Origin of the sequence: Sulfurimonas paralvinellae (assembly GCF_014905135.1) — a bacterium.
In the GTDB taxonomy this organism is placed as follows: domain Bacteria; phylum Campylobacterota; class Campylobacteria; order Campylobacterales; family Sulfurimonadaceae; genus Sulfurimonas; species Sulfurimonas paralvinellae.
Map to the genome: position 1 here is coordinate 36805 of NZ_CP041406.1, position 17538 is coordinate 54342.

The window sequence follows — 17538 nt, forward strand, 5'->3', positions numbered from 1 at the left end:
GGTTGATCTATGGCAGGAATTCACTTCTCTTTTGATAATTTTGAACAGTTGCTCGCACTTAATATCGGCATCTCTGACAGACTGGATGAGAACAGAGCGGAGAGTTTTACTCTTTTGTATTGTGACTTTTCCGATGTGCCTCAGGATGTTGTAGATGCTGCACTCTTAGAGATTTTGCGCTCATCAGATGCTATTGTCAACCATGAGAACGACTACTTCTTCGTTCTGCCTTACACTGACAAATATGGTGCTGAGATCGTCAAAAAAATGTTTGATGAGTTCTTTGCCAGATTTTTACAATCTTTTTTGCTCTCTTACCCGGCGGACGGTGAAACCCCGAAAGTTCTACTCGAGGGAATGCAGGACAGTGTCGGTACTTTTTTCAAGAACGATTTGCACTGTCTTGATAGATTTACAAGGGATTACTAGAACCCTTTTTTATCGAATCTGTAGTATTTTGAATTTTTGTAAAATGAGACAGCTTCGCTGATTTTTTGCTCTGTGTAAATCTTCTTGTCACATACCCATCGACACTTTATCTTTTTGTTTTCCATCGCGGCACGGTTCTCTTTGGTGAGCTGTGCATCATAGATTCTTTCACAAAACAATAAGGACGGCAGGAGCAAAAAAAGCACTTTTTTCATAAACAACATATCGGCATTATAGATAATTTTTAGAGAAAATGGAACAATAAATGCTATTTCTTATAAAAAATTCTGTGTTTTACACAAAGAATAGAAGGAGCAGAGCATGATCGCATTAGATTTGAAACAAGAGACCGCCTCTCCTGCTGCAGCATCTCTTTTAGGCTCCAAAGATGAGGCAAAAAAAGGCGAGGGGACTCTTTCGTTTTCAGAATTGCTCAAGGGAGTCAAAGAAGAGGGTGAAGGTGTTCAAAACGGAGCCCTTGTTCTCTCTCTGTTAGATGCGAAAGAAGATGCAGTATCGCTAAAAGATTCCAAAAATGCTTCTTTGCTCACTGTTTTAACGGCACAGGAAAAAAACGCAGACAAAAAAGGGCCTTTGGATATAAATCCGGAAATCACATCCACGCTCTCTTCGGCTGATCTAAAGCAGCTTATCAAAGATGCAAAGGCTTTTCTTAAGAATAAAATTATCTCATCTGAAGGTTTTAAACGAGCCGAAATAGAGAAACTGCCAAAAACCCTCAAAGGTTTGGTACAGGTAGCTAAAAAAACTGGTATAGATATAAGCAAGATTACACTTGAAGAGGTTCGCTCACAAGGGAATATTTTATCAAATTCAGCAGTAGACGAAGCAGATATGGCAGAAAAAGTGCCAGGCGGAATAAAAAAAGAGTCGAATTCTACAAAAGAGACAAGCAGCTCTTTTGAGAGCGACACGGCAGAGATAGATACGAAGCACAAAACGAAAAAAACGCTACACACAACAAAAACAGATATAGATGATGCTCCTGTTGATGAACAGATAAAAGCGGATCAAAAAACGCTGCAGAAGATAAAAGAGACACCGCTTTTTAGAGTGCAAAAAAGAGCAGATATCTCAACAGAACAGATTGTAGCCGCAAAAGCTGCGCATGCTAACGACATTGAAGTATTGACACCGAAAAAACGTGCAGATGATACACTAAAACTTTTGCTTCAAGGTGAAAAAACCGCTAAAAAAGAGGGTTCTGTTTTGACACGTGACTTTTCTGTTGCAACAGCGAAAGTAATTGCTCCAAGTGCAAAAAGTGAAGTAACAAAATCGTTAGAATCACTGTTACAATCAGATACAGGTGATGACCAGAGCAGTTCCTCAAAAATAGATGGTCTGCAGGTGGCGAAAGCGGATAGTTTTGAGGTGAAGCTAAATGAAGCAAAACAGATGATCAGATATCTTTCACAAGATGTAAAACAGGCGATAGATAATTATAAAGCACCTTTTACACGAGTGAAAGTTCAGCTCAATCCACAGCAGCTTGGCGATGTAGAGTTGACAGTCGTGCAGCGTGGAAAAAATCTGCATGTCAATCTCAGCTCGAACAATGCGGCTATCAATACACTTTCAATGAACGCCAATGATCTTAAAGTCCAACTGCAAAACAGTGGAATACAAAATGCTACTTTGAACTTTAATAACAACGGCAGTGAGTTTGCCAATGGTGGGCAGGCACAGCAGCACCAGCAGCAAAGACAAAATGCCGAGCAAGAGTATAACTATTTTGAAAATGAAGAGACAAACGAAGAGGTGCTCAACTCTTTGGAGATCATAGTTCCGAACTATGCATAAAGGATAAATAATGGCAATAACTTCAACAGGTTTAAATGCAGCGACAAACCAAGATATACAGACATCATCAGATGTTAAGGACAAAACGAAACTAGGCAAAGATGATTTTATGAAGCTTCTTTTGGTGCAGCTTCAGTATCAAGATCCGACAGAGCCTATGGATACGGAAAAAATTCTCACCCAAACATCACAGCTGGCAACACTTGAAGCATCGGATAACACAAAAAGTGCCCTTGAAAAACTGGCAGCATCTCTTGGAACGGCACAGCAGTTCTCGACGATTGCAGCGATCGGAAAAACTGCTGATCTTGGCAGTGATTCCATCGCACATGACAAAGGAAGCAGTTCTACTTTTGAGGTCTATTTTCCAAATGACGTTCAAAACGGAAGTGTTGAGATAAAAGACAATAACGGAAATCTTGTTAAAACACTGGATGTTGGAACAAATCCAAAGGGTGTCTATCAATTTACCTGGGATGGCTCAGATAATGCCAATGGTAGTGTTGAAAGCGGTATCTACCATGTTAGTGCAACGTATGAAGATAGTAACAACAATGTGCAAAATACGCGCCTTGGTGCTTATCCGATCGAGTCGGTACGCTTTGACAGCGGAAAGACACTTGTCAAACTTGGCTCGAACTATGTTCCTCTTGACAGCGTAAAAGAAGTCTACTAAGGAATGAAGCTATGATGACACAGGCTTTTTATACGGGAATCTCCGGGCTTAAAACAAATTCTGCCGGTATTGACATTATGGCAAATAACCTCGCTAACATCAGCACGGTCGGTTTTAAAGGCAACGGCTATGAATTTGCTTCACTTTTTGAAAATATGATTACCACTCCAAGCTCTGGCAGCTCTGTTAACAGCAGTGTCGGTGTTGGTTCTAAACTGCAGGCTTCACCTTTAATGTTTCAAAAAGGTTCTCCTATACTCTCAGACAAGAGTACCGATCTGGCTCTTTTTGATGACGGTTGGTTTGGTATACAGGGTGACGGACAAACACTCTATACACGCGACGGTAATTTCACGTTTGATCAAAATGATGATCTTGTCACGCAGGATGGTTTTTATGTTTTAGGAAGTATGGGTGGTAATATTAGTGCCGACAATGTGCTCACATCACAGCTTCCGGAAGTAAAGCTAAAAGATGTCGGTGCGCAAGAAAAACTGCGTTTTCCAAAGTTTTTGACCTTTCCTGCAGAGCCGACGAGCAATGCCAAATTCTATGGTAATCTCGGGACAGATCCAGGCATCAAAACGATGAGTGCCGGTGTGGTCGATCCGCAAAGCAACAAAAATGATCTGCGGCTTGAGTTTTCACTTGCTGCCGTACAGACACCACCGGGAACACAGTGGGATGTAACGGCAACGACAAAAAGTCTTGACGGGACAACGATCTATGATACTAAAACTGGGCAGGTAACTTTTGATGCAGCCGGTGCACTTGTATCTTCGACACTTACTTCCATAGACAACAACGGCGCAACGGTTGCCATCGATCTTGGTAGTGCTTTTGGTGGGGTAACGGCCATTTCAAATATTCCGGTAACGGCTTCAAGTTTGGCGGATGGGACAATCGGTGGCGATCTTCGAGGGTATGATATCAATAAAAACGGTGAAGTGGTAGCAACCTTTACAAATGGAATGCAAAGTAGTGTCGGAAAAATCGCAGTGTATCACTTTCAGAATGATCAGGGATTAAACAGAATAAGCGGCAGCCGCTTTGCAGAGAGTAACAACAGTGGTAAACCTATCTTCTTTAAAGATGCCAATGGTGAAAATATCATAGGTACCAATATCGCAAATTTTAAATTAGAGGGCTCGAATATTGAGATGAGTTACGGACTTACAGAGCTCATCACACTGCAACGCGCATATGATGCCAACTCAAAATCTGTCACAACAGCGGATCAGATGATACAAAAAGCTCTCAATATGGATGCATAAAAAGTTTTATTAAAATTGGAACGCTTTATGCTATAAAATCTTTACTAATTCTATCAGATAAGATAGAAGTAAAGGATTTCATATGTTAAAATCACTTTTTTCCGGAGTCTCCGGACTACAATCGCACCAAGTTGCGATGGATGTAGAATCAAATAATATTGCCAATGTAAATACAACCGGCTTTAAATACTCTCGTGCAAATTTTTCAGATCTTTTGGCGCAGACAAAAGCTATCGCAACAGCTCCACAGGGACAGCTTGGCGGTAAAAATCCCGTTCAGGTAGGGCTTGGTTCTTCAGCAAGCTCTATGACACGTATCTTTTCTCAAGGCTCTGTACAAAATTCAGATAAAAATACGGATGTTGCTATTCAGGGAGACGGCTTTTTCATCATCTCTCCAGATGGTGGTAATACCTATAAATATACACGTGCAGGGGATTTTAAGTTCGATGCAGGCGGAAACTTTGTTGATAATAACGGTTTTATTGCACAAGGTTGGCTGCGTGATCCGGTAAGCGGCAAGGTTGACTCTACTGCACCGATTACAGACATCAATATCCCGCCTGGATTGACAACTCCGGCAAGCCCGACTCAAGAAGTTGTTTTAAAAGCAAATCTTAATTCAGGAAGCCAAATTGAGAGCTTTTCACCGGCATATCAAGTGCCTGCTGGACCACCACCGGCAGCACCTACTCCTCCGGCAATAGATGAAAATGGAAACCCAATAGCATCTGGTGACGTTGGTGTTATGTTCAATGAAACCGGTGAAGCATTTTCGTTGCAAAAAGATCAGGGGATATGGGCGTCATTTCAAAATACGGCACTCAATGGTACAACGGCTGTAAGTGGTGGTGCAGGTGAACTTGATGTTACATTTACTTTGGATGATGGCAGTACTAAAAATATTACGACAACAGGTGGTGCCGCTGGGAACACTGCCGCAGATAATGCTAACAGATATGTCTCTGCGATCAATGCACAGAGTGCTGTTACAGGTGTTTCTGCAAGTGTCAGAGTAACAGCCGGGCCAAACTACTATATTGATTTGTTAAATACCAATTCAAATGCATCGGCTTCACATAATATTAACTTTACTGATAATAACGGAAATAGTGGTGTGCCAAGTGCAACAGTAACTACAGCATATAGATATCAATATGATCCAAACTCTTCGGCTACAGCTGCAGGATCTGACAAAAAGTTTACAACACTTGCTGATCTCCGTTATGCCTTGGAGCAGGAAGCACAGGCTGTAGATACGGATGGTGATGGTGTTACGCCGGAAAGTAATATTACTGTTAGTATCAATGATCAAGGAAAATTTGTTATAACCAATCCGGGTGGGGCAGATGATGATTATGATATTTCTTTGAATATTACGGGATTATCGGCTGCAGGAATTTCGGAAAATGAACGTTTTACAAGAAATATGCAAGCACTTAACTCTGTGCTGCCTGCAGGAACGACAGGAAAAGCATTTTCTCAGAGTTTCAATGCTGCGACGCACTCAAGTTCGATAGATATCTTTGACTCACTCGGTTCAAAACATACACTTAGAATGGAGTTTAGAAAAGTTGCAGTCGATACTTCAACAGGAAGTACATGGGCGATGAAAGTCTCTGTACCTTCTCCGGCGACGATTGACACGGTAGCTCCTTTTAATGAAAAAACAGGTTCTATCCGTTTTAATAATGACGGTTCATTGGCAACGTACAATCCACCGAATGTCTCTTTTTCAGGAAATAATGGTTCGGCACCGGATCAGCAGGTAAGCCTATCATTCGGTACAGCGAATAAGTTTGACGGTATGACGTCGTTTGACAGCCGCTCATCTACTTCGGGAATATCTCAAGACGGATATACCGGAGGGGATCTTGTGGGGATAAGAATCGATCAGTCGGGAACACTAGTCGGTTCATTCTCAAATGGCCGCTCTTTTGGTCTTGCACAGATCGCTATGGCAAAATTCACCAACAATGAAGGGCTCTCAACAGAAGGGGGTAATGTTTACATTCAAACTGCCAACTCTGGAGATCCTATCATCGGTACGGCTGCAACTTCGGGACGTGGTTTTATCCAGTCTGCGGCACTTGAAGCATCAAATGTCGACCTTTCCCGTGCGCTTACACAGCTCATCATCATTCAGCGTGGTTTTCAGGCAAACGGAAAAACAATCACGACATCCGATCAACTTCTTCAGACGCTCATAGGATTAAAACAGTAATTTAATCCTAATTTGCTATAATCCTAGTAATAAATTGCAAGGATTATAGCACTATGAGATTTTCAGCCCCTCTTAAATCAAACTCAAAAAAAATCATGTTACTCGGCTCCGGTGAGCTTGGCAAAGAAGTTATCATTGAAGCACAGCGCTTAGGTCTTGAGACTATTGCCGTTGACAGATATGCAGATGCACCGGCACATCAGGTAGCGCATAGAAGTCATGTTGTCAATATGCAGGACAAAGACGCACTTTTAGAGATCATCTACCGTGAAAAACCCGACTATATTCTGCCGGAGATAGAAGCACTCAGCATTGACGCTCTTTTTGAAGCTGAAGACAAAGGCTACAATGTCATTCCTAATGCCAATGCCGTAAGTAAAACAATGAACAGAAAGAACATCCGTACTTTCGCTGCGGAAACACTGGGATTAAAAACAGGTCCGTATGAATTTGTTACAACCGAAGAGGGTTTGCGTGAGACTAGCAAGCGTATGGGGTATCCGTGTGTTATCAAGCCTGTTATGAGTTCATCCGGTCACGGGCAGAGCATTTGTAGAAGTGAAGATGAAGTTGCTCACTCTTGGGAGATTGCTAAAGAGGCCCGTGGAGATGCAAGTGAGCTCATTGTTGAAGCCTTTGTCGATTTTGATTATGAGATTACGATGCTTACAGCTAGAAACGGTAAAGAGACCGTTTTTTGTGAGCCTATCGGGCATGAACAGCGTGACGGTGATTATGTCTTCTCTTGGCAGCCGATGCAGATGAGCGAAGCGGCGAAGAAAAATGCACAGGATATCGCAAAAGCCATCACGGACGGTCTTGGCGGTCAGGGTATCTTTGGAGTTGAGCTTTTTGTAAAAGGTGATGAGGTCTATTTCTCAGAGGTCTCTCCTCGTCCGCACGATACTGGAATGGTGACGCTCATTACACAGAGTCAGAGTGAGTTTGCACTGCATCTAAGAGCCGTTCTTGGTCTGCCGCTTGGGTTTACTTTTTACGGTGATGGTGCATCTGCCGCGTTTAAATCAGAGGTGCATAATTATGCGCCGGTCGTTGATGTAGATGATTCACTCTTTAGTGAGAACTCCTTTGTTCGTGTCTTTGGAAAACCGGAAGCCCATAAGGGACGCCGCTTAGCTGTCGCACTTGTTTTTGACAAGGTTGAAGCGGCACTTGAAAAAGCGCGTGAGCTTATAACGAAAGTAAAAGACGCATAAGTGAAGATCGTCCTTTTAGACAGTATAACATTTGGTAACACTGACCTGAGTTGTTTTGACGCTTTGGGTGAGGTTGAGAATTTTGCGGCAACAGAGCCTTCACTCACGCAGGCAAGAGTTCAAGATGCAGAGGTCATTGTCACAAACAAGGTCGTTATAACGCGTGAGCATATGCAAAAGAGTAAAAATCTCAAGCTTATCTGTGTAGCAGCGACAGGAACGAACAATGTCGATCTCGAATCCGCACGTGAGTTTGGCATAGAGGTGAAAAATGTTGCAGGATATTCAACAGACTCGGTTGTGCAGCATACCTTTTCTATGCTTTTTTACCTCATAGGACATTCACGTTACTACGATGAAGCAGTAAAATCAAAAAAATACTCACGCAGCAGCATCTTTACAGATGTCAGTCATCCGTTTTTTGAGATTAAGGGTAAAAAATGGGGTATCATCGGGCTTGGTGAGATAGGACGGGGTGTAGCAAATGTAGCACAGGCATTTGGCGCGGAAGTCTCTTACTACTCGACAAGCGGTGTTAACAGAAATGAAGCCTTTGCTAGAACGACGCTTGAAGATCTTCTGCGTGAGAGCGATATTGTAACGATCCATGCTCCACTAAATGATAAAACAATGAATATGTTGGACTATGAAAAGCTAGCAAGTTGTAAAGATGGGGCAGTTGTGCTGAATCTGGGTCGTGGCGGTATCATCAATGAAGCAGCCGTTGCCAAACTTGTCGATGAGAAAGATATTCGTTTTGGGCTGGATGTCTTTGCCAAAGAACCGTTGCCTGAAGATAGTCCGCTTTTACAGGTAAAAAACTCTGAACGACTCTACCTCACGCCACATATTGCTTGGACAAGTGTTGAAGCACGTGAGAAGCTTATCGCTTCAGTATGTCAAAATATAAAAGAGAGTCTTTAGTCCGCAATGGCGGAGTTTGCCCTTTTTATCTCTGCCTTTTTGGCGGCGACTATTTTGCCTTTTTCTTCAGAGGTAGCTTTTGTGGCGGCACTCAAAAGTGGTATGCCTTTTTCTCACGCAATGCTTGCTGCTTCAAGCGGAAATATCCTGGCAGTTATCTTGAACTATTATCTTGGATATTTTCTTTATGAAGCGACAAAACGAAAGTTATTTCACTCCCGAGTAGGAAAAAAGGCTTTTTTGCTTGGGCACAGGTATGGTTACTATGCGCTGCTGCTTTCGTGGCTGCCGATTATTGGCGATCCGCTGACGATAGTTGCCGGACTTGTTAGGCTGAAATTTGTCTGGTTTGTTATAATAGCGGGGAGTTTGCGGGTATTGCGATATTTTGCTTTAGGGTATGTATAATATTTTTACTTTTTACAAAGAGTAGCTCTAAAGCGTGTTAGCCAGTTTTATTGAAAAACTTTTGAGAGGACAAATCCTCCCTTTGGTCTGAGCCTCTAAAAAGCTTTCCAATAAAACTTATATAATCCCAATAGTATAAAATAAAATCTTGTAGGAGATGTGTAGAGATGAAAACAGATGTACTCATTATCGGTGCTGGCGGAGCAGGACTTACGGCAGCGATCGCGGCGAAAAAAGCAGGTGTAGATGTAGTGGTGCTTACAAAAGAGTACCCTACTAGAAGTCAAACCTGCATGGCGCAGGGCGGGATCAATGCGGCACTTGGCAATGTTGCAGCTGACAGCATTGAAGATCATATTCAAAATACCTTGAAATCAGCTCACGGTCTGGCCTCTGAGGAAGCAGTGCGCTATATGTGTTCTGAAGCACCGGCGACGATTGCATGGCTCGATAGTATCGGGGTCTGTTTCTCACGCACGGCAGATGCAAAGATAACGCAGAGAAAGCTTGGCGGGGCAAGTGCTCCTCGTGCCTGTTATGCACAGGACTATACCGGATTGAAGATTCTGCACACACTCTACGAAGAGGCTTTGAAACATGATGTAGAGATGAAAAACGAAAAGCTTCTTTTGGAGATTTTAACGGATGAAAATGGTGTTGCTTGCGGTGCTGTGGTGATGGACATTCGCAGCGGATCCAAAGAGAGTTATTTTGCGAAGTCTGTTATTTTGGCAACCGGAGGCTATTCCCGCATCTATGATAAGAACTCGACAAATTCTGTAAAATCCACAGGTGACGGCATTGCCGTGGCTGCACGTGCCGGAGCGAAGCTTTTAGACATGGAGTTTGTGCAGTTTCATCCGACAGGACTTAAAAATTCCTCCATTCTCATCAGCGAATCAGCCCGTGGTGAGGGCGGTTATCTGCTCAACTCCAAAGGGGAGCGTTTCACTAACGAGTTAGCACCGCGTGATGAAGTGAGTCGTGCTATTTATGCCGAGATGAACAAAGGTGAAGATATCTTTTTGGATATTCGCCATTTGGGAGAGGCTTTTATAGATGAAGGCCTACCTCAGGAGAGAAAACTGGCAAAACTGTATGAAAATGTCGATCCCGTTTATGATCTCATACCTATTAAGCCCGTAGCACACTATACAATGGGTGGCATTGAGGTTGACAATAACTCGCAGAGTTCTATTGAAGGGCTGTATGCCTGTGGGGAGTGTTCGAACCACAGGGTTCACGGAGCAAATAGACTCGGTGGCAATTCCCTGCTTGAGATCGTTGTGTTTGGACGTGAAGCAGGAGAGAATGCAGCGAAGCGGGCACAGGAGATAGCATCTCACGCAACGGCTTCAGCAAAAGATGACTTTTTAGCACAGGAGTTTACACAAGAGCTTGATTTTTACACTCTGCGTGAGGAACTTGGTAATCTTTTGTATGCAAAGGTCGGGATTGTCCGGCGTGAAAGTGAATTGCAAGAGGCACTCGGCTTTGTAAAAGAGTGTCAGCAAAACCTGACAAAAATGGGCACACAAGAGAGCTCACTGCGTTATAACACCAATCTCATAGAGTTTTTAGAGTTTCGCAATATGCTCGATGCGAGTGAGGCTGTTATAACAGGTGCACTTGCCAGAAAAGAGAGTGTCGGTGCGCACTTTATGGCTAAGGAGTAGAGCATGAAAGTAACGATCCAAAGAGAATATGATTTCATAGAGTATGATGTCGATATGCAGGATGCCACGCTGCTTGAGCTGCTTGATAAGATAAAAACGCAGCAGGATAACACCCTTGCTTACAGCAGCGGATGCCGCAGTAGTGTTTGTGGAAGCTGTGCGGTTCGCGTCAATGACAAAGAGGTACTTGCTTGCTCATATAAAGTGCAAGAGGGTGACAAGATAGAGCCGCTTAAAAATATGCCGCTGCTTCGTGATCTTGTCGTCGATATGCAAAAATCACTTGAGGCTAACAAACGTGCAAAAACATGGCTTTCGAGTTACAACAGTGAAGCAAAACTCACACATGAAGATGAGAAGATAAACGAGTTACAAAGTGACTGTATCTTATGCGGTTCATGTTACTCGGCCTGTCCTGTTTATGCTGTAAATGAAGAGTTCTTAGGGCCTTTTGCACTGACAGGTGTTTGGAAATATGTTAGTGACAAGCGTGAGGGTGAACCAAAAGAGAAGATAGACACTATTCAGACAAACGGAGTATGGGACTGTACTTTGTGTAATGAGTGTACAGTCGTCTGTCCGCAGGGGATATCGAGCAAAGCAGACATAGAAAAACTCCGTGCAAAATCTTCACAGTTTGGTTATATGGATCCAAATTTTGGAAACTTCGGCGGAGGCTTTGACAGCGGCTTCGGGTTTGATGGAAGCCCTAGCTTTTAAATAGACTTCTTGTAGAAGTCTATTTTATCTAAAGTTTGTTCTCTCGATGGGTGGTTTATAGTGCGGATCTTCTCCGGCTACCGTCCATAACTCTTTCACCATTGTGCTGACGCTTTTTTTCATATCATCTTCTACAAGTGCAAGATCTTCAAAGTGTTCATGTAGCAATGTTGTCTCCTCTTCTTGCGTGAGAGCAGTGCTTTGTTTTGGGAGCGGATGGGATGTTTTGTTTTTTAGATTGTAGAGATGCCAGAGGGCTAAGAAATCTTCTGAATATCTGTTGAGAATATTATGGGCGTAGAGTTGAAAGTTTTGATAGCCGCTTTTTTCAAACAGTTCTATAACAAGTGTAACGGTTGCTTTGAGATGGACAAAGGGCACCATAGAAAAAAGCTGTCTAGCAACACTCTGTCCATTATCATGTTCTGCACCTATGAAAATTCTTGCTCCTCCATCTGTCGCTCCAAAATTGTTTGTTTTAAGACCGATGAGTCCGATGTCGGTATGGCGGTGGCGGCCACATCCTTTAGCACAGCCTGAAAAACCGACCTTGATACGGTTGTTGTAAATTTTCTCAAGCGGAAGATACTCATGTGCTTCATCTTTGATGCTCCAAACGGCATAGGGGCAAAGGTTTCCCGCACAGGCAACGATGGTGGAACTGAGTGCCGGAGAGCTAAAAGGAACAGATCTGTCTTTGAGTCCTAGTATGTAGATATTTTGATCGGTTCCTATGCGTATTTGGGCACTGTTTTGTGTGACGAAATCGCTTAACTCACGCAGTTCATCCGCTTTAATCCTTCCAAAATCACTCTGATAACAAAAACCCCATGAACCGTCACGCAGCTCTTCGAACTCCTTAAAGTCAACATGTTCAAGCTGTAGTTTGCCTGCACTAACAAACTTTTTGTTATAAACACTCTCAATGAGTTCTTTAAGTTTTTCAAGCCCCATGGACTCTATCATATAAAAAAGGCGGGTTTTGGAACGTGAAAAACGTGAGCCGTGTGTATAAAAGGTTTCTACAAAGGCTTTGAAAAAATCAAAGACTTCTTCCTCACGCAAGAAGATGTCCGCATCTTTGGATATTTCAGTGTTTTTACCTCCCATGTAGACATTGAAGCCGTAAACATTGTCTTTTTCAGCTAACGCGAAGTAAAGATCGTTTGCAAAGAAGGAGTTTACATTTGCACTGTTTCCTGAGATACCGATGCTAACGCGACGGGGGAGCATACCGACATATTTTGGATTTTTGATGATGTAATCATTCATCTGTTTGATGATTGGATGTGCCTCGATATGCCCGTATTTGCTGACCCCGTCATAAACATCTGTAACGATATTTCTGATGTTGTCTCCAAAACTCTGCCAGGTTGTGAGATTATTATCATTGAGTTTGTGCCATATTTTGGCTACATCGTCAGAGTAGACATCATGAAGCTGAAAACTTGCACGAGCTGTAATGACAAGTGTAAGGTCGTACTCTTCTACAAGCTCTGCCAAAAATTGAAAATCTTTTGCACTAAAGTGTCCGCCATCACCGTTACGCAGGCGGATAGTGAACTCATCTTCCAGGAAGTCGGTATTGAATATTCCAAAATCCTGTAGATAGTATCGGTCGCCCTCTCCAAGAGAATCGAAATCAATAGTGTCAAATTCCTTAGTGTAGTAATCATAAGGTTTCATACGCGCTTTGTACTGTTCACGCTTGTTTAATTTCTTCTCTAATTCTTCAGACATGACAACTCCATTCTTTGTAGAGAATATTAACAAAAAAAGCTACTAAAATCTTGATATATATCAAGGATATCTATATAAGCCTTATCTCTTAGAGAGAAGAAAAAGACGAGATTGTAAATTTTTTCTTATTTTTACTTACTTTTTAAGTTTCTAGGATTATAATCGGTGAAAATTAATATATAGGATAAAGGATATTTAAATGCCTTTTTTATACTTTTTATTATTTATTTTGTCTTCTATATTACAAGCTGAAGATCTTAGTTCTCTACTCAAAAACTACAAGACTGATTCAGATCTATCAAAGTTTACAAAACATGATTCAGCAGGAATAGTGGAAGTATATACAAGACAGGATCTGGAAAAGATGCAGGTACATAATTTGCAAGATATTTTGCAGACTATACCTGGAATCCATCTACTGCGTGCCACAAATAATTTGACTTTGCTGGCACCATCAAGTACTTCAAAAATGCCACTTACCTATACGCGTCTTTATATCAATGATCACGAGATGAGCTCAAGCTCTTTTGGAAGTGCTTTACTGATTTGGGGTAATATGCCTGTTGAATATATAGACCATATAGAGGTGTATAAAGCTACTTCGTCTTTGGAATTTGGCAATGAAAATGCAGCTTTTATTATACGACTATATACAAAAAATGCCAAGCGTGACAGTGGATCAAAAGTTCGTCTAATGGCAGATAACAAAGGCAGTTATGATACAAACTTCTATACTGCCAGCGAAATTGACAATGATATATCTTATTTTGCTTATGCCAATGTTGCAGATACAAAAAGAAAAAAATATTACAATATTTATAATGGGCAGAGATATACCTATGATAGTGACACTAATAATTATAACCTTTACGGAAGCTTGGAGTATAAAAAATCCCACCTTGAAGTCGGTGCTAATCAAAAAGAGGATAATGATTTCCTCGGTAGAGGGATTCACAGAACTCCTGATGGCGGAGAACTTGATGCCTATCATTACTATATTCATTTCACACAAGAGTTTGAAAATGAGTTAAAATTACAACTTTCATATGATCGACTCTCTTATACCCGTAATTATGAAGATCCAAATGGCATACATATTGCCAATGCACCGCTTATCAATAGCTATACTCTCCGTTTTAATGATGATATTTTTAATATTTGTGTTGAAAAGCATTTAGATTATAAACATAATAAAGTAATGCTGGGGGCATTTTACAAATACAAAGAGTTTGCCGCTAAGGGAGACTTTCATGATACTACTTATAGTTATGCACATAAAAATAATTTTTCAAATGGGTTGAATCTTTATTCTATATATGGCGAAGATGACTATGATATTTCCAATACATTAAGAGTGTTGGCTTCTCTAAAAGGAGACTTTTTTCGCTATAACAAAGATATAAAAACACAAAATGAGTTTGTTGCTCGTGCCGGTATTATTAAAAAGCTTGAAGATCTTCAGTTGAAAGCATTTTACACAAGGGGGTATGTTCCTCTTGGTTTTTATCAGATTTACAATCCTGAAAATCTTCCATATCGTGCTAATCCGCAAATTGATACACCAAAAACAGATATATATACATTAAGTATGAAATATAAGAAGCAAAATTATGAAACATCCTTTGAAGTTGCACAGATGGAAACTTCTAATAATTTAGTTTATGACTATACAACGACAAATGGATGGAAGAATGTATCACAGACAGCTAGACAGACACTATACCAGTTGAACTATACATATTTTTTCAATCTACAGAATAAACTATTGATAAATTTAACATATGGAGAGAATAATACAGACATAAAGCAATCTTCTCCATTTGGTTGTTTGATTCGCAGCTACAATGCATATAAAAAATTTGACTTTTACAATGAGTTCAATTATAAAAACGGTTATAGCTACAGTTCCTACAGCGTAGATGCAAGCTTAGACTGGACTGCTGCTGTTAAATATCATCATACAAAAGACCTCTCCTTTGGACTTCGTGGAGAAAATATACTTGATCAAGGATATGAGCAGGTGTATTCTGGTGTGTCTCAGAAATTTCCTGTACGAGATCAAAAAGTATGGTTAAATATGGAATATTTGTTCTAATGAAACAGTTTTTAATATTCTTTATCCTGTTTTCAGAGCTACTCTTAGCAAACAATCTAAATTATGAGATGAAGATATATGATACTATATTTCATGCCCTTTTTCCAACTAAAAAAAGAGTGAAAGTGTGGAGTGACAATACAGAGAAGTTACAGCAACTTGCAAAGTTAGCAATCATTTCTCCTGTTAAACAGCAAAAAAATGCAGATATACTCCTGTTGACAAACTTATCTGATATACAGAATGAAACTCCTAAATTTGTTTGTGATTATAAACTTCTAAAAAATTATAGAACAAGTGCAATTGGTGGTTTTTATTGGCAAAAAGGACGGCCAAATATTATATTTTTAGAAAAAAATCTTAAAAAGTTTCATATAAAACTTCCAGCATCTATGCAAGAGTATATAGAAGAATGAAGCATTTAGTCAAATTATATATATTGATTTTTATAACTATCGTATTTTCTATTGTTTATCTTTATGTAAAACTTGGAGAGACACAGGATCAATTGACTATAAATATTGATAATATTTTTTTGACACAAACAAAAGAGATAGCACGAAATATTGATGAACATATTCACAATGAAATAGATGCAAACTTGTATGCACAACTAAAAAATAATTTGAAGTTAAGAGAGCGTTTAGAAGAGGAAATGTCACTGTTGCATACCGAAATTTATCAATATATTTATATTTTATATAGAGATAAACATCATAATTTCCGTTATCTACTGGATGGCAGTAAAGAGGACAAAGGTGCATTTGATGAAAAACTTAATGTCAATAAAAAAATTTGGGAAAAGGTTTATAAAAGTAAAACCTCACAATTATACTCACAACAAAATATAGACGCTCTTTCACAAACATATCTTGCTCCAATTATTTATAATGATACTGTAGAAGCTGTTCTGGCAATAGATTTTTCTACCGCACTGCCACGTAACATTACGCAAGCCACTATACCTTTAAAGCATGTTTTTTTCTATATTTTTGCTGCAATATTACTCATGTTGCTCATTCTCTTATACCAGACATTTTTAAATTTGAAAACAAAAAAAGAGAGTATTACGGATCCTCTCACACAGGCATACAATCGTACCTATCTTAGAGAACTGCTTAAAAGAATAGATATTTCAGCCTATCAGATTGCTATGCTTGATATTGACTATTTTAAACAGGTCAATGATACTTATGGACATAAAACAGGTGATAAAATTCTAAGAGATGTTGCTGATATCATAAAACAGGAGATTCGTTCGAATGATATATTTGTCCGTTTTGGAGGAGAAGAGTTTTTGTTGTTTATTTCAAAACAACAAGAAAATAACTATACGGCAAAAAAAGTAGCAGAACGTATTCGAAAACATATAGAAATGACCTCTTTTGTTTATGACAATATCACAATTAAACTTACTCTTTCTATAGGAATAACTTGTGATACCACCCATTTTAAGTCAATCAGTGATGCTATAAAACATGCAGACAAAATGCTTTATATAGCAAAAAGAGAGGGGAGAAATCTTGTTATTACAGATAATAAGCAACAGCAGAAGGAACAAGATAAAAAAGAAACATCTATACACCAACTCTCTATAAATGCTATTAAAGAAGCGATAGAGGACAATAGAGTTTTTGTCTTTTTTCAACCAATTTTTGACGCACATACTTCCAATATAACTAAATATGAAGCACTTATACGTATAAAAGATAAAAATGGCACTATAGTTTTACCAGGTCAATTCTTGCCAACAGTTGCTCATACTAATGTTTACAATGACCTTACAAAAATTGTATTGGAAAATGTCTTTAAGACTATAGAAAAATCAAAGATGTCAATCAGTGTGAATCTTAATTTTTCAGATATTGTCGACAGCAATATCTTTGGAATCATTATTGAAGAGTTAAAGGCGAATAAAGTACTGGCTTCATGGCTTATAATAGAGTTACTTGAAAATGAAATTTTAGAAGCAGATGCTACACTTGTACAGCATATACAAGAGATAAAATCATTTGGTGTCAAAATAGCTATCGATGACTTTGGTACGGGATATGCCAACTATGCTGTTTTTCAAAAATTACCAATAGATATTATTAAAATTGATGGCTCTTTGATAAAAGAGATAGATACTTCTCCTGTTTCGCAACGTATTGTAAAATCAATTATCTATTTAACAGAAGAGTTTAATATTGAAACTATTGCAGAATTTGTACACTCAGAAGAAGTATATACAAAAGTGAAAGAACTTGGTATAACACATCTTCAAGGTTTCTACCTTGCAAAACCACAAGAAGATTTGGCATTATAATGAATATTTTACTAACCAATATT

15 protein-coding genes are annotated in these 17538 nt (G+C 39.8%); 13 read left to right on the top strand and 2 right to left on the bottom strand.

The genetic code is table 11. From position 1 onward, the window contains the following. Positions 1–9 precede the first annotated feature (9 nt). Positions 10–429 carry a hypothetical protein gene (locus FM071_RS00200; protein WP_193110962.1) on the top strand — a complete coding sequence of 140 codons (420 nt, stop codon included), beginning with the start codon at positions 10–12 and terminating at the stop codon, positions 427–429. Here FM071_RS00200 and FM071_RS00205 read toward each other — a convergent pair. Continuing rightward, positions 426–653, bottom strand: coding sequence for a hypothetical protein (locus FM071_RS00205; protein ID WP_226960537.1), 228 nt, complete (start codon positions 651–653; stop codon positions 426–428). The genes FM071_RS00200 and FM071_RS00205 overlap by 4 nt on opposite strands. Before the next feature lie 97 nt (positions 654–750). Between FM071_RS00205 and fliK the strand changes: the two genes are divergently transcribed. The 9 genes from fliK to FM071_RS00250 all read left to right on the top strand — a co-directional run bounded on the left by fliK (position 751) and on the right by FM071_RS00250 (position 11372). Then, the gene (gene fliK, locus FM071_RS00210) at positions 751–2253 is read left to right on the top strand and encodes a flagellar hook-length control protein FliK (RefSeq protein WP_193110964.1); all 1503 of its coding nucleotides are present in this window, start codon (positions 751–753) and stop codon (positions 2251–2253) included. Positions 2254–2263: 10 nt separating this feature from the next. Continuing rightward, complete coding sequence (locus FM071_RS00215) at positions 2264–2929, top strand: FlgD immunoglobulin-like domain containing protein (RefSeq protein WP_193110965.1); 666 nt, start codon at positions 2264–2266, stop codon at positions 2927–2929. An 11-nt stretch (positions 2930–2940) separates the two neighbouring features. After that, a complete protein-coding gene (locus FM071_RS00220; protein WP_193110967.1) occupies positions 2941–4203 on the top strand; it encodes a flagellar hook-basal body complex protein in 1263 nt (420 codons plus the stop codon). 82 nt (positions 4204–4285) lie between these two features. Continuing rightward, positions 4286–6427 carry a flagellar hook protein FlgE gene (gene flgE, locus FM071_RS00225; protein ID WP_193110969.1) on the top strand — a complete coding sequence of 714 codons (2142 nt, stop codon included), beginning with the start codon at positions 4286–4288 and terminating at the stop codon, positions 6425–6427. A 53-nt stretch (positions 6428–6480) separates the two neighbouring features. Beyond that, complete coding sequence (gene purT / locus FM071_RS00230; protein WP_193110970.1) at positions 6481–7644, top strand: formate-dependent phosphoribosylglycinamide formyltransferase; 1164 nt, start codon at positions 6481–6483, stop codon at positions 7642–7644. Further along, the gene (locus FM071_RS00235; RefSeq protein WP_193110972.1) at positions 7645–8568 is read left to right on the top strand and encodes a D-2-hydroxyacid dehydrogenase; all 924 of its coding nucleotides are present in this window, start codon (positions 7645–7647) and stop codon (positions 8566–8568) included. Between the two features lie 6 nt (positions 8569–8574). Continuing rightward, positions 8575–8976: a YqaA family protein gene (locus FM071_RS00240; protein WP_226960538.1), complete on the top strand. Its 402-nt coding sequence runs from the start codon at positions 8575–8577 to the stop codon at positions 8974–8976. A gap of 167 nt (positions 8977–9143) precedes the next feature. Continuing rightward, positions 9144–10652 carry an FAD-dependent oxidoreductase gene (locus FM071_RS00245; protein WP_193110973.1) on the top strand — a complete coding sequence of 503 codons (1509 nt, stop codon included), beginning with the start codon at positions 9144–9146 and terminating at the stop codon, positions 10650–10652. 3 nt (positions 10653–10655) lie between these two features. Then, positions 10656–11372, top strand: a complete 717-nt coding sequence (locus FM071_RS00250; RefSeq protein ID WP_193110975.1) for a succinate dehydrogenase/fumarate reductase iron-sulfur subunit — start codon at positions 10656–10658, stop codon at positions 11370–11372. A 24-nt stretch (positions 11373–11396) separates the two neighbouring features. Here the strand turns inward: FM071_RS00250 and FM071_RS00255 are convergent, their stop codons facing one another. Further along, positions 11397–13112 carry a nitrite/sulfite reductase gene (locus FM071_RS00255; protein WP_193110976.1) on the bottom strand — a complete coding sequence of 572 codons (1716 nt, stop codon included), beginning with the start codon at positions 13110–13112 and terminating at the stop codon, positions 11397–11399. 199 nt (positions 13113–13311) lie between these two features. On the opposite strand from FM071_RS00255, the gene FM071_RS00260 reads away from it, so the two are divergent. The 3 genes from FM071_RS00260 to FM071_RS00270 are packed head-to-tail and all read left to right on the top strand — an operon-like array spanning position 13312 to position 17515. Then, the gene (locus tag FM071_RS00260) at positions 13312–15207 is read left to right on the top strand and encodes a TonB-dependent receptor plug domain-containing protein (RefSeq protein WP_193110978.1); all 1896 of its coding nucleotides are present in this window, start codon (positions 13312–13314) and stop codon (positions 15205–15207) included. After that, a complete protein-coding gene (locus FM071_RS00265; protein WP_193110979.1) occupies positions 15207–15623 on the top strand; it encodes a hypothetical protein in 417 nt (138 codons plus the stop codon). Before FM071_RS00260 ends, FM071_RS00265 begins: the two co-directional genes overlap by 1 nt. Next, a complete protein-coding gene (locus FM071_RS00270) occupies positions 15620–17515 on the top strand; it encodes a putative bifunctional diguanylate cyclase/phosphodiesterase (protein ID WP_193110981.1) in 1896 nt (631 codons plus the stop codon). The genes FM071_RS00265 and FM071_RS00270 overlap by 4 nt, the downstream gene beginning before the upstream one ends. Positions 17516–17538: the final 23 nt, after the last annotated feature.